This is a genomic window from Streptomyces sp. AJS327, assembly GCF_013450295.1.
In the GTDB taxonomy this organism is placed as follows: Bacteria; Actinomycetota; Actinomycetes; order Streptomycetales; family Streptomycetaceae; genus Streptomyces.
Window position 1 is genome coordinate 129,486 of record NZ_SKBR01000004.1, and the last position, 13,265, is coordinate 142,750.

The window sequence follows — 13,265 nt, forward strand, 5'->3', positions numbered from 1 at the left end:
TGTGATTCCCCGCCGGAGACACGGGGAGGTCGCGGGGGTGTCCCGGGGAACGCGCGGGGATTTGTCCCGGGCTCCGGGAGGCCCCATTGGCGTCCGGACGGCCGGACCACTCACGAACAAGGGCGCCCGCGCGGAACGACGCGGCACGGGCGCGGACGCGATCAGGAGGAAACATGCGGAACGTTCGGAACACGCGGCACGCACGGCACGGTCTCGGCCCGGTGACGCCTGCCGGGGGAGCCGTCTCCCGCGTCAACGGCTGGCAGTAGCACGCCGATCCGGCGACCGGCGGTGGTCTCCTCGCTCGGCGGGACGCACCGCTACCGCTGTACGGACCTCGCTACCGCTGTACGGACCTCGCTACCGCCGTGCGCACCACCTGGCCGCCGTGGAGCCCGGGCGTTCACGCCCGGGGTCGGCGGGGCGCACTGACGGAGGGGAAAGCGCTCACCGGGAAGCCTCCGACGGGAACCGGGCCCGCGCCCCCGGTTGGCGGGGCCCAGGTCCTCCGGGGCCGACGGCGCTCACTCCCGGAGCCAGAAGCCCGACCGTTCCAACCACAGGTCCAGCAGCGGGACATCGCCCCGCACCTCGATCTCCGGGTCGGCCGCGGTGCGCCGCCGGTAGAACAGCAGGAGCAGGTCGGGCAGCGGGGCGCGCACCGTCACGGCGGCGTCCTCCCGGGCGGCGCCCGGCGCCACGGGCCCGCTGACGACGGCGTCGCCCGTCAGGTCGACCAGCCACTCCCGCTCCGCCACCTCCCCTTCCGGCAGCCCCCGTCCCCGCGCTTCCCGTTCCGTCAACGGCCCGCCCGCCACTCGCCGTCCGGCGTCGGGTGTCGCGTCGACACCGAGGAACCGCAGCCTGCGGCCGGGGCCGAGCAGCGGGGGGACGCCGGGCGGGGCCGCGACGATCTCCGGCACGGTGCCGAACCCCATCCACTCCGCGACACCGTCGGCGGCGACGTCCTCGACGAGGGTGAACTCCGCCCCGGCCGCCCGGCTGGCGTCCGCCCGGTGGACCACCGTCTCGTGCAGCATCCGGCGCGCCCAGAACCGCGCGTTCCCGCCCGGTCCCGGCGTCCACATCGGCTCCTCGGGGTGGACCGCCCCCAGCGCTTCGACCAGCAGCGAGACTCCCTCGGCGAGCCAGGTGTCCAGCTGGTCGGGGTCCGCGGTGGCGGATCCGACCTCGTTGACCAGGTCCTCCGGCACGGGTTCGGTGGCACGGGCGCGTACGGCGCTCTCGGCCCATCGGTGCGCGTTGCCGACGTGCCGGAGGAGCTGACCGAGGGTCCACCCGGGGCAGTCGACCACCGCCGCCGCGAGGTCCCACGTGCGCGCGACACCGCGCAACTCATCTGTCTGCGCGACGAGTTCGGTGGTGTACCGGGTGTAGTCCAGCGTGCTCATGACGGCAGCGTAGGCCCGCTGGGCGGCGGTTTGACGGGGGTTCTCCGCCCCGGACCCTCCCGGACCGCCCCGGACGCTCCCGGAACCCGTACCGGCGCCGCCGCCCACGCGGGCCCAACACCTCGCAGACCACGATGAGTTGCGGAGCTACGCGGTGTGTACGCCCTCCTGGCCCGCGAGTTCGGGGGCGAGCTGCCCCGCGTCGCCGACGATGACGCCGCTGACCGCTGACGGATCGAGCAGCGTGCGGGCGGCGTCGGTGACCTGCCCGACGGTGACCTCCCGCAGCTGCTCCGGGAACTCGGTGACCCGCTCGGGGCCGAAGCCCATGGTCACCGCCGTCAGCACGCTGGAGGCGAAGCCCGCCTGCGAGGCCAGCGCCAGCATCGACATGCCCACGGTGTACTCGCGAGCCGCGTCCACCTCCTCGGCGGTGGGCGGTTCGTCGAGCAGCCGCCGCAGTTCGGCCCGGATCTCCCGGTAGGCGGCGGCGGTCGTCCGGGTCGAGGTGTCCGCGCTGACGGTGAAGGCCACCCGGTCCAGGTGGTCGTCGAAGCCCGCGTCGATCTGGTAGGCCAACCCCTTCGCCTCGCGCAGGTTGGTGACCAGCCGCGAGGAGAAGTAGCCGCCCAGCGTGAGCCCTGCGAGGGACAGCGCGGGGAACCGTGGGTCCCTCCGGGAGACGGTGTGCCGCACCAGTTTGACCTGCGACTGCACGGACCCCGGACGGTCGACCAACGTCACGTTTCCGCCGCCCAGTTCGGGCAGGCTGGGCATCGGGGAGGCCGGTCCGGTGCGCTCCCAGCGCGCCGCCCGCTCAGTCACCCGGCGGACCACCGAGTCGGGATCGAGGTCGCCGACCAGGACCAGTACCGCGCCCTCCGGGTTGACCGCCCGCCGGTGCAGCGCCCGTACCTCCGCCGGGTCGGCGGCGGTGACCTCGTGGGCGTACGGGACGTCCTGGAGACTGGCCAACTCGCCGTACAGCTGGGCCAGTAGCGCCTCCTGCGCGACCATCTGCGGCTGTGCGCGGATCACCGAGATCTGCCGCACCATCCGCTGCCGCGCCTGCTCGACCTCCTGGTCCGTGTGGGCGGCTCCGGTCAGCGCGTCGATCAGCACCCGCAGGGAGAAGTCGAGTTCGGTGCCCGGCGCCGAGCCGAACACGTTCAGCTGGCGGGAGGTGCGCACCGTGCTCAGCGCGATACCCCGCCGCGCCAACTCACCTTCCAGCCAGTCTCGTTCGTAGTCGGAGGTGCCGCGCAGCAGGGTGGTGGCGAGCAGTTCGGCGGTGGCGGCCTGCCCGTGGTCGTCACAGACCAGGGGGATGGCCAGCCGGACCTCCACCATCGGGGTGGAGGGGCGGCGGGCCGCCACCAGCCGCAGCCCGTTGGGCAGCACGGTGTCGGCCAGCGCGGTGTCGGCGGCGCGGGCGCGCGCGCCCAGCGGCGGCAGCGGGCGGGGTCCCCGCTCGGTGCGGCTGATCTCCTCGGCGCTCCGGTGGCCGTGCGGCGACTCCGCCGGGGCCAGGACTTCCTCGGACACGGCTCAGTCTCCTGACGGTGTGCGGTCGGTGCCGCCCGCCTGGGCGGGCGCGGTACGTCCGGGGGCCCCGGCGGGTAGCGGCGACCCGGCGGCGGTCGCCGCACCGGCGTCGGCTCCGGCGGCTCGCGGGGCGGGATCGGGCGGGGTGGGGCGCAGGCTCAGCACCGCGCGGGCGGAGCCGTGCAGGCCGCGCGCGGCGGCCGCGATCGCCTCGGCGGTCACCCCGGAGAGCCGCGCGGGCAACTCGTCCACCAACTCCGCCCGGCCGAAAAGGACTTCCTGGGTGCCGACGGCACGCACGCGGGACACCAGCGAGTCGTGCTTACGGTGCGTCCCGGAGGTGCTGAGGGCCGTCGCCTGAAGCAACTCGTCCTGCCCCGGGCCGTCCTGGGCCAGCGCGGCCAACTCCTCGTCGAAGGCGTCCAGAAATGCCTGTGTCTGGTGCTCCTGGTGCGTGGTGACGCAGAGGAACGTCTCCGGGTCCCGCGCGTCCATCGGGCCGAACAGGCCGCAGCCGGTGCTGATATCGGTGACCAGCGCCTCCCGGTGGATGAGCCGCTGCTTGAGCCGCGCCGAGTCGCTCCCGGTGAGGATCGAGGTGAGCACCATGTGCGCCAGGTAGCCGTCCAGGTCCGTGTGCGGATCCGGCATGCGGTAGCCGAGGGCCGTCGCGGGCATCGGGGCGTGCGGATCGTGGTGCGTTCCACGCAACTCCTGGTCGGGCGGCGGCTCGTGGAGCGCCACGGGCTTCGGCACCGTACGCGCCGGGATGTCCTCGAAGTGGCGCCACACCAGCTCCGCCGTCCGCTCCGGATCGATGTCCCCGGCGACGGTGAGCACCGCGTTGCCCGGCGCGTAATAGGTGTCGAAGAAGGCGGCGCACTCGTCGACGGTGGCCTGTTCCAGCTCGCTGAAGTCCCCGTAGCCGTTGTGCGCGTTCGGATAGGTCGAGTAGAGCAGGCCCGGCAACACCGTCCAGGGAAAGCCCCCGTAGGGCTTGTTCATGACGTTGAGCCGGATCTCCTCCTTCACCACCTCGACCTGGGTGCGCAGGTTCTCCTCGGTGAGCCGGGGCGCCCGCATCCGGTCCGCCTCCAGGAACAGCACGCGTTCCAACGCGGCCGAGGGGACCACCTGGTAGTAGTCGGTGTAATCCTGGTGAGTTGAGCCGTTGGCCGAACCACCGGAAGCCTGGACGTATTTGAAATGCTCCAACCGGTCCACGCTCTCACTGCCCTGGAACATCAGGTGCTCGAAGAGGTGCGCGAAGCCGGTGCGGCCCTCGGGCTCCGAGCGGAAGCCGACGTCGTAGTGGACGCTGACCCCGGCCGCCGGGACCCCCGAGATCGGATAGAGCACCACGCGGAGGCCGTTGGGCAGTGTGAGACGCTGCGGTATCGGTGTGGGCATGAGAGCACCATAGAAGCCCGCGCCGCCTGCGGGAATATCGCAGAAAACGCCTTACTTGGGGTGCGCGCGGCGGCCCGGCCACCGGTACCAGGGGAATCCGGCGCCCGGACAGGGCCTCGGAATCAAGCAACAAATCGTGTTCGTGAGCCACTTCTTGGCGCTCCGACGACGCGTCCATACGCTCCTTGACCATGACTACCGACCAAGTACCGAAGGAATCCCTGACCCGTACGCGCTTCCAGCCCGTCGAGCTGGACCAGGTGCCCGAGGTCGGCGCCTTCCTGGAGCGGCTCGGGCTGGGCAGCCTAGACCCGGACAACGTGACCGCCTACGTCGGCCGGAACGACAACTGGGCCGGGCCCACCAGCACCGGGGCCGAGGTCTTCGTGAAGCGCCTCGGCGGCGAACCCACGGACGCGGCCCGACGGTTCCGGCGCATCACCGCCTTCGAGAAGCTCGTCGCGGACTCCGGCAACCAGGAACTGCGCGGCCCCGCCTACCTGGGAGCCGACGAGGACAACCTGCTGCTCGCCTTCGAACGGCTCGAAGAGGCCCGTTCCGGACGGGAGTTGGAGGCCGACGAGGGCTTCGACGACGAGCTGTGCCGCCGCGCGGGCCGCATCATCGGCACCCTGCACACGCTTCCCGTTCCGGCGGACACGCTGGACGACACGCCCCATCCGCTGCCGTCCATCGAGGACTTCGAGGCGCTGTCCCTCCCCGTCTACGTCAACTCGGCCTTCGCGGAGCTGGAGGGCTACGGCCTGATCCAGCGCGACCCGGAGCTGATCGAGGCGCTGCGCGTACTGCGCCGTGGCGAGGCGGCGGCCCCCCGGGTGCCGACCCACTCCGACCTGCGGCTGGACCAGTACCTGCTGCACGGCGACGAGTTGTACCTCACCGACTGGGAGGAGTTCCGGCTCGGCGACGCCGCGCGGGACGTGGGCGGCTTCGTCGGCGAGTGGCTGTACCGGGTGATCCAGGGCATCCCCAAGTCGATCGGTAAGGAGGCCGACCAGGAGGTCGGTCACGAGGTGGCCCACGAGGACATCCTCAAGCACGGCGCCAAGGAGATCGAACGCCTCCGCCCGCGCATCGTCGCCTTCTGGGAGGGCTACCACGAGATCCGGCCCGAGACGGACGAGGGCTTCGCCACCCGCGTCGCCGCCTTCGTCGGCTGGCACATGCTCGACCGGATGCTCGCCGGGGCGCGCTTCGTGGCCCGTCTCGCCGCAACTGACCGCGCCGCCTCCGGAATTGGCCGGACGCTGCTGCTCACCCCCGACAACTTTGGTTCCGTACTCGGTCTGGAGGCCACCTCGTGACTACTTCCATCGGACTCGTCGCGCCCGAGCTGATGTCGGCGCTGGCCGACGTCACCGTCGAGGCCGACGGCCTCCAGGCCACCGTGGGCAGCGAGGAGCTGACCGCCAAGACCGCCAACGAACTGTCCAGGAAGCTCGGTTCGGCCCTCTACCAGCAGCTGCACGCCAACATGGGCGAGCAGGACAAGCACCGGCAGCGCGACCTGCGGGACGACGCGCTGGAGAGCCGGTTCTCCGACGCCATGCCGCACCGTACGACCGTGCTACACGGTGAACTCGTCTCCAGCGACGCCGAGTCGGAGACCCTCGTCGCCCGGCTCGACGGCGTGCGCGTCGTGGTGCCGCGCGACCGCGTGGAGGAGGAGACCGCCGACCGCGTCGCCTTCCGCATCCCCGCGCCCCGTCCGGCCCTCTCGCCCGGCTTCTTCCTCACCGACGGCTCCCGGGGACGGACCACCGGCGCCGAGCAGACGCTCCGGCTCTACTTCCACCTGACCGGCCCCGAACACGCGCCCGCCGTCTGGGGGACCGTGCTCTCCCGGATGGAGGACCTGGGGATCCGCTACCGCACCAAGATCAGCTCCAGCCCGAAGTTCTACCCGCGACGCGACGGCATGGTCGTCTACCTGGGCCCCGACGCCTGGCACACGGCCGGCGAAATCGCCGCCGCCGCGACGGGGTTGCCCGGAGTGGGGGAGACCACCTCGCCGTTCGTCCACCGGATCGCGAACGGCGTCGGCGCCTCCTGGGAGCCCGAGGACAACCGGGCGGGCAAGCGCGGTCTCAGCTTCGGTGAGCACCGCAGCCAGGTCGTGGCCGAGGCGATGGTCACGCACGCCCTGCGGCAGGACACCAGCTCGCTGGAGTCCGCCATCGCCGAGGCGCTGTTCGACGCCGACACCGACCCCCTCGCCCCCGCGCGCAACCTCAGCTCCCCGGCGCTTCCCGCCATCGGCCTGGCCTGACACGCGGCACAGCGAACCGCGCCACCGCACCACCAGCGTCACCGCACAACCGGCAGCACCCACACGGCACCTCACGGTGTCAGGCACCACGCACCACCAGACGGCGACATCGGCCACACGCCCATTCGCCACGCACCACAGCGCGGACCAACGCCCCTCGTCGGTCCGTGAGTTCGGGACGGACGGGGCTGCCGGAACGACGGCCGCCCCGCCCCGGAACGCACACCACCCGCGCCGACCCGTTCGCGCACACCACCCGTGGCCACCTCTCCGGCCGCGCGGCACGCGGCCCACCGCGCCACCGCCTCCCGGCCCACCGGCCAGCCCGGACGGACGTGCCCACCCGGACGGCCCGGAACCCCGCAGCCGGTCGGCCTTCCGCCCAACACGCACTATCCGAAGGTCCGTTGCACGGACGACGCGGCAACCGGCCCCGGCTCAACCTGTCGGCCCCCGTGCTGGGGCCACCCGGCCACCGGCCACCTCGCCACCCGGGCCACCCCGGCCCCGTGGTCCCTCGCGGACCCGCCCCAAGTCCCCACGCACGGCGGCGAACACGTACCCGGCCCCCCCCGAGTCCGCGTACGCACCGTGCCCGTACCCGGCCCCACCGGCGCCGCACCGACGACCCGGCCCCCCGGATCCGAGGCGCCCGCCCGGTGGCCACGGCCGAGATGGATGGAACCCAATGGAGTACGTGACGGACGGCCCACCCTGCACGCTGTCCACTGAGCGAAGGGAGAACCTGGTGCTCGGCGTGATCCGGGGCAGGCACTCGCTCTCGGAAGCCGCCGCCCGCGCCAACGTGTCGGAGCAGTCCTTCGAGGAGTGGCTGTGGGACTTCATCGACGGCGGACACGAACGCCTCCAGGGAGCCCGCATGCGCAACCGGCCCACCCAGGTCGACCTACTCGAAGCCGAAGCCGAGGAACTGCGCCGGGCGTTGACCGAGGCCCAGCTCGAACTCAACGTCCTGCGCGAGGTGGAGAACCTGTTCCGTGACCTCTCCTGACCACCCCCGCCAACTCCCCACCGCCCGCCGACCATCGCCACGAGCCCCACACCACTCACCCCCACACCACCCACTCCCACCCCCGCGAAGGCCCGCGCACGCGAACTCCACACCCCGAACCCCCTGAGCGGCCCCCACCCCCGGTGCGGGCCGCTTCCTCATGCCCGGCCGGTCGTTCGCGTCCTCATACCCACCGCGCAAGTGGGGAGCGGCAATTCGGGCGATACGCGTTCACGTTCGTCCCTCGCCAACTCCCCTGGATAGCCTCCCCAACGTCGTGTGACCGCGTCGAACAGGGAGTGGGGGAAGGCCGTGTCCTTCGATGCTGAGTGGGCGGGACTCGTACGGCAGGCCGCTGAGAGATCGCGAACCCAGACGAACCTCGCCGCCGCCGAGGGCGACGAAAGTGGCTCGACGGGCGGGGGGAACGCCGAATCCGGCAAGCTCAGGTCGCACAGAGCCGCTTGGACAGCCGCGGGTGAGAGCGTCGGCGACCTGAGCAAGAGCGTTCAGAAGGCGCTGACCGGGCTGGAGAGGGAACAGAAGGGCCTGGGCCCGGGCAGCCAGACAGGAGGGACCGAGTGCGGCGCGGCGCAACGGGATGTCTACACCTCCTGGAAGCGATACCTGGAGCGAGTCAGCAGTCGGTGTGAGACCCTCCGCGATCGCATGACACAGGCGGGAGGCTTCCACCACGACAACGAAGAGGACATTCGCGGAGCCTTCGCCGGGCTGACGGAGAAGTACCGGGACACACCCGAAGTGGGTGGCCAGGACCGGGGCCGGTGAGTCGGGATGGACTACGCCACGCTGAAATCCCTGAAACCCGGCGAGTTCGAGGACGCGGCAGACGCCTACCGGGGGGCGAGCGCCATGGCCAGCGAGGCCAAGGATCGCGTCGAACAGCGGATCAGCGCCAGAATGCGCCGAGACCTGAGCGGCAAGACAGCGAGCGCCGCGTTACGTCAGCTCCGCCAGGTCGGAAAGAACTTCCACTACGCACAGACAGAGTGCGGGCTGCTCGCCACAGCGCTGAACGGACTGGCCTTCGAACTCAAGGCGGCACAGAAGAAACTGGAGTCCGCACTCGACTCGCTGGGCGAGGGCTTCAAGGTCCGCGAGGACGGATCCGTCTACTACCCGCCCCCCAAGGAGAAGGTCGACGGGAAACTCCCAGCGGGAGGCGTGGTCACCGGCCACGCTGCGGGAAGGGACTCCGGGGTTCTCGACCCGTCAGGGCCCGCGAATGACGCCGCTACCGCCCTGGAGCGCCAGGCCGACATGCTCGACCCGAACCAGAACCCGAATCGTGCGAGAGCCCAGAGAATCGCCAACCGCATCGCCGCCGCGGTTCAGGAGGCAACCGAAGTCGACCAGAAGTGGGCCCCGAAGCTTCGCCGACTCCGGGCCGACGACGACCTGACCGTCAGCAAGAGCGACTGGATGGACGTCCAGAAGGACACGCGAAGCGTCAGGGAGACGTCCGAAGACTATCTCGGCCATATCGCCGAGGATCCTCCGAAGAAGGGCAGCCCCCAGGAGAACGCCAGCTGGTGGAAGGGGCTTCCTCAGGACGCCAAGCACGCCTACGTATCCGTGCATCCCGCCAGCGTGGGAGCCATGGACGGCCTTCCCTCGGACGTCCGTGACGAGGCTAACCGCACGGTGCTGGCTGAGCGGCGCGCGGCCTATCAGACGGAACTCCAGTCCATACCGCCCCCACCTCCCACCATGGCAGGAAACAGCTACGAACGCAGCAAATGGAAGGAGGAACACGAAGGCCGAATAAAGCATCTGGAGCGCGCACTTGACGGAATGGATGCCATTCAGCGGCGCTTCGACCGTACCGGAGACCGCGGATTGCCTGAGGCGTACCTACTCGGATTTGACCCCGAGGGAACGCGTGACGGGCGAGTCATCATCGCCAACGGCAACCCCGACAAGGCCGACCACACCGGGGTGTACGTGCCGGGCACCACCACCAACATGGGGAACATTGGCGGTGGTCCGGATGATTCCGGTGGTGGCAATCTGGAGCGCTCTGAAAACCTCTGGCGGGGAAGTCAACAATTGGAGCCATCGGGGAGTATGTCCACCATAACCTGGTTCGACTACAACGCTCCGGATTCGATCATCCCCATTAAGGATGGGGATCTGGTACCGGAGGCAAGTAGGGCAGGGTACGCGCAGGAGGGGGCTCCAGCGTTGAGTGACTTCATGCGTGGAATAGAGGTTGCTCAAGGGGGAAGTGAGGGTCACAGCACCCTGATTGGGCACAGTTACGGAAGTACCGTGATCGGGGAAGCCGCCAAGGGCCGAGGCGACGGGGATCCCCTGGCGGACGACATCGTCGCGGTCGGTAGTCCGGGAATGCAGGTTAGCCGGGCCAGGGAACTGGGAATCGACTCGGACCGTGTCTGGGGTATGGCGTCCTCCTTCGGTCAGGATCCGGTCCCCTCGATGGGGAGGCTAGTTGGGTTGGGGGAGGACAGTGTCGTTCCCACGGACCGTGAGTTCGGGGGCAACATCATGCGTTCCGACTCCGAAAGTCACAGCGGATACTGGGACGAGGGGTCTATCAGCCTGATGAATCAGGCGGCTGTCATTGCTGGAGCTCGCGGCGAGGTGGACCTTGACCGCTGAGCGAACAGTTGCAGGGATGCTGTTATTGGGTCTGACTCTCACAGGGTGTGGAAGCGTGACTGGTGCGTCTGGTGACGGTAAGGAATATCGGGTGCGGGGCAGGGAGGAGGTGCTCGATGAAACCGAAAGGAAGTCCAGTGAGATCCTTGATCTTATGAAGGTGAAGGCAAGGGTCACTAAGCCCGGAGCAGGTGTGATGGGGTGTTCGGGGTCGCAAGATGAACGCACCTACCGTGGTTGGCATCCCTGGAGTATTTGGGATGTCTCTGTGGAAGAGCTTAACGAGGTGATGGAGCGCCTTCGGCGAAGTCTCCCCAAGGCTGGCTGGGCCATCGTCAAGGACGGGCACGACAATACTCCCGCAAAGAGCGAGCAGATTCTGGCGGAGTCTCGTAAGGACGGGTTTGCCGTGGACATTCGCTTGAGAGATCGCCGACAGCACAAGAAGACATCGATTATCTCGGTAACCGTCAACTCGCTCTGCTATCGCTTCAAATAGTGGTCCGGTTTTCCTCGCTGGCGGATAACTCCCGCTGAGTGGGCATGCGTTTCCTGGAGGGCACGAGTACCTGGTGTCACAGGGGTTTCGGATTGGTGGGAGAAGTGATCCACCGGGGAACCTCCGGGGTCGTCGCTCGCGTCGTTTCTCGCGTAACTGTGCGACGTCGGTCTTTTCGCGCGGTATCGCGTGGAGGCGACGTGAGGTCACCGTGTACGACAGTGATGGGGGAACGGATGCGTGCACGCACTCAGATCATTTCGCTGGTGTCAGCCAGCGCGGTCGTCGGCACCGCGTGATCGGAAGGCGGTTCGGCGGACGAATCGCCAGACCGGACGACCGAAACCACCTCGACCGGAACACCCGGAAGGGATTCCGCGGCCGACACCGAGGAGCGGGCGGGCAAGGGCGAGATCGCGGGCGGTCGCCGCGCGTACGCCGGGCACGGACGCTGTGTTCAGGAGGCCGTTGGGGGGCGGCGGACCGGGTTCGAGGTCTGCACGACCGACGCCGTGCCGGAGCGTTTCGACACGACGATCTACCGCAGGCTCGGCACGCTGGTTGACGACGCGGCCAAGGCGGCCGACAAGCGCCGGGTCCGGATCCGGGTGGCCATGTACACCTGGGGTGGTCCAGGGCTTGATCAAGTTCCCGAGACGTGACCTTCGCCGAGGACGTCTCCACCGTCCACACCGGAACCGCCCCCGCGCCATGGCCACCTGGCGCAACCTCGCCATCGGGGTACTCCGGTCCCTCGGAGCCGACAACATCGCCAAGACCACTCGCGCAATCCGCGACCAGCCCGAACGAGTCCTCCCACTTCTCGGCATCACCAACAACCGTGACGTTCACGGAACTTGATCAAGCCCTGGCGATCGGAAGGGTTCTTGAACGGCTCGACGGCGACGCGCTGGACGGGTCCGTCGGCGCGTGGCTGGCTCAGCGGCACCGTGAGACGGCCCCGGTGAACGCGATGGAACCGGGCCGCCCGAAGCGGCGCGCGATCGCGGTCGACGGCAAGGCCCTACGCGGATCGGCCCGGCTCGAACAGCCCCGTCGACATCTGCTGTCCGCCGTCACCCACGAGCGGCCCCTCACGCTCGCCCAGGCCGAAATCGGACGCGAGACCAACGAGACCACGCACTTCAAGCCCCTCCTGGCACCCCTCGACCTGCGAGGCAACGTGATCACCTTCGATGCGCTGCACTCAGTGAAAGCCAACGTCACCTGGCTCGTCGAGACCAAACAAGCGCACTACATCGCCGTGATCAAGACCAACCAGCCCACCGTCTGGACCCAGTTGAACGGACTTCGATGGACGGCTGTCCCCATCCAGCACACCGCGTCCAACACCGGACACGGCCGCCGCGAGTCCCGCTCGGTCAAGACCGTCGCAATCAACGAGAACCTCGGCGGCATCGCCTTCCCCCACGCGAAACTCGCCCTGCGCGTCCACCGCCGCCGCAGGAAGAGCGGAGAGAGGGAGACCCGGGAGACCATCTACGCGGTCACCAGCCTCGACACCCATCAGGCCACCCCGGCCGAACTGGCCACTTACCTGCGCGGACGCTGGGCCGTCGAGAACTCCAGCCACCACATCAGGGACGTCACCTTCGGCGAGGACGCCTCCACGGTTCACGCCGGCACCGCGCCCCGGGCGATGGCCGTCTTCCGGAACCTCGCGATCGGCACCCTCAAAGCAGCGAAAGCAGCCAACCTGGCCAAAACCACCCGAGCCATCCGCGACAACCCCGAACGAGCCCTCCCGCTCCTGGGCATCACCAACAACACAACCATCCCGGGAACTTGATCACGCCCTGATGGATCTTGGGTATCAGCGGCACCTGTCACCCTTCAGCAACTTGAAGAAGCCCTGGGTTGCGGCGGCTTCGGAACATCCGATGTATCATCTCAGGATCGATGACCGTGCCACCTTCCTCAACCTCGCAGTTGCCCTGACCTGCTATATGAAGCTCGCGAGACCCTCCGCGTGAGACGCCCCCTGAGTCTCGTGGCCAGCCACTCTCCTGCTTGTTCCATGAATCACCGCAGCAGCAGACCCGCCTGGCCTACCCTGAAGGGATCTGAGCTGAGGGGAAGTCAAATGCGCGTGGATATCCGCATCGAGGGTGACGCAGGGGACGACGAGTTGCGCTCGTTGTACCGATGGCTGAGCGCCGACTCACAGGTTCGGCGGCACGGGAATATCGATCTCGCCGCACCGCCGCCGCAGTCTGGACACATGGGCGAATTGCTAGATGTGCTAAGCCTGACATTAAGTTCCGGATTCAGCGCAGCGAGCCTGGCCGTGGCAATCTCGACTTGGCGACGCACTAATCCGATCGCACCGTCGGTAACGGTCGAGCGTCCTGACGGATCCGTGATCACGCTGAGTTCCTCTTCCCCAGAAGACGAGGCTCGCTTACGGGAGTTCCTCGACGAGCAGGAATAGGT

12 protein-coding genes are annotated in these 13,265 nt (G+C 69.1%); 9 read left to right on the forward strand and 3 right to left on the reverse strand.

Annotated elements, in window-relative coordinates:
• Positions 1-524: 524 nt before the first annotated feature.
• The 3 genes from E0L36_RS22390 to E0L36_RS22400 form a co-directional block, all read right to left on the reverse strand.
• The gene (locus tag E0L36_RS22390) at positions 525-1,412 is read right to left on the reverse strand and encodes a maleylpyruvate isomerase family mycothiol-dependent enzyme (RefSeq protein ID WP_180931110.1); all 888 of its coding nucleotides are present in this window, start codon (positions 1,410-1,412) and stop codon (positions 525-527) included.
• A gap of 147 nt (positions 1,413-1,559) precedes the next feature.
• Positions 1,560-2,957: a pitrilysin family protein gene (locus E0L36_RS22395; RefSeq protein ID WP_180931111.1), complete on the reverse strand. Its 1,398-nt coding sequence runs from the start codon at positions 2,955-2,957 to the stop codon at positions 1,560-1,562.
• 3 nt (positions 2,958-2,960) lie between these two features.
• Positions 2,961-4,367 carry a pitrilysin family protein gene (locus tag E0L36_RS22400; protein ID WP_180931112.1) on the reverse strand — a complete coding sequence of 469 codons (1,407 nt, stop codon included), beginning with the start codon at positions 4,365-4,367 and terminating at the stop codon, positions 2,961-2,963.
• 191 nt (positions 4,368-4,558) lie between these two features.
• Here E0L36_RS22400 and lxmK point away from each other — a divergent pair, with 191 nt between their 5' ends.
• The 9 genes from lxmK (at position 4,559) to E0L36_RS22445 (ending at position 13,263) form a co-directional block, all read left to right on the forward strand.
• Positions 4,559-5,692, forward strand: a complete 1,134-nt coding sequence (gene lxmK, locus E0L36_RS22405) for a class V lanthionine synthetase subunit LxmK (protein ID WP_180931113.1) — start codon at positions 4,559-4,561, stop codon at positions 5,690-5,692.
• Complete coding sequence (locus E0L36_RS22410; protein ID WP_180931114.1) at positions 5,689-6,657, forward strand: T3SS effector HopA1 family protein; 969 nt, start codon at positions 5,689-5,691, stop codon at positions 6,655-6,657. Before lxmK ends, E0L36_RS22410 begins: the two co-directional genes overlap by 4 nt.
• A 688-nt stretch (positions 6,658-7,345) precedes the next feature.
• The gene (locus E0L36_RS22415) at positions 7,346-7,669 is read left to right on the forward strand and encodes a hypothetical protein (RefSeq protein ID WP_180931115.1); all 324 of its coding nucleotides are present in this window, start codon (positions 7,346-7,348) and stop codon (positions 7,667-7,669) included.
• Between the two features lie 312 nt (positions 7,670-7,981).
• Positions 7,982-8,458, forward strand: coding sequence for a hypothetical protein (locus tag E0L36_RS22420; protein WP_219636993.1), 477 nt, complete (start codon positions 7,982-7,984; stop codon positions 8,456-8,458).
• Positions 8,459-8,464: 6 nt separating this feature from the next.
• Positions 8,465-10,312 carry an alpha/beta hydrolase gene (locus tag E0L36_RS22425; RefSeq protein WP_180931117.1) on the forward strand — a complete coding sequence of 616 codons (1,848 nt, stop codon included), beginning with the start codon at positions 8,465-8,467 and terminating at the stop codon, positions 10,310-10,312.
• A 55-nt stretch (positions 10,313-10,367) separates the two neighbouring features.
• The gene (locus tag E0L36_RS22430) at positions 10,368-10,811 is read left to right on the forward strand and encodes a hypothetical protein (protein ID WP_180931118.1); all 444 of its coding nucleotides are present in this window, start codon (positions 10,368-10,370) and stop codon (positions 10,809-10,811) included.
• A gap of 512 nt (positions 10,812-11,323) precedes the next feature.
• Complete coding sequence (locus E0L36_RS22435; RefSeq protein WP_180931119.1) at positions 11,324-11,473, forward strand: hypothetical protein; 150 nt, start codon at positions 11,324-11,326, stop codon at positions 11,471-11,473.
• Between the two features lie 179 nt (positions 11,474-11,652).
• A complete protein-coding gene (locus E0L36_RS22440; protein WP_180931120.1) occupies positions 11,653-12,621 on the forward strand; it encodes an ISAs1 family transposase in 969 nt (322 codons plus the stop codon).
• A gap of 294 nt (positions 12,622-12,915) precedes the next feature.
• Positions 12,916-13,263: a hypothetical protein gene (locus E0L36_RS22445; RefSeq protein WP_180931121.1), complete on the forward strand. Its 348-nt coding sequence runs from the start codon at positions 12,916-12,918 to the stop codon at positions 13,261-13,263.
• Positions 13,264-13,265 lie beyond the last annotated feature (2 nt).

Bases quoted from the DNA above. Each gene is read 5' to 3' on its own strand.
- E0L36_RS22390 (WP_180931110.1), bottom strand. From the start codon at position 1,412: ATGAGCACGCTGGACTACACCCGGTACACCACCGAACTCGTCGCGCAG.
- E0L36_RS22400 (WP_180931112.1), bottom strand. From the start codon at position 4,367: ATGCCCACACCGATACCGCAGCGTCTCACACTGCCCAACGGCCTCCGC.
- lxmK (WP_180931113.1), top strand. From the start codon at position 4,559: ATGACTACCGACCAAGTACCGAAGGAATCCCTGACCCGTACGCGCTTC.
- E0L36_RS22415 (WP_180931115.1), top strand. From the start codon at position 7,346: ATGGAGTACGTGACGGACGGCCCACCCTGCACGCTGTCCACTGAGCGA.
- E0L36_RS22425 (WP_180931117.1), top strand. From the start codon at position 8,465: ATGGACTACGCCACGCTGAAATCCCTGAAACCCGGCGAGTTCGAGGAC.
- E0L36_RS22445 (WP_180931121.1), top strand. From the start codon at position 12,916: ATGCGCGTGGATATCCGCATCGAGGGTGACGCAGGGGACGACGAGTTG.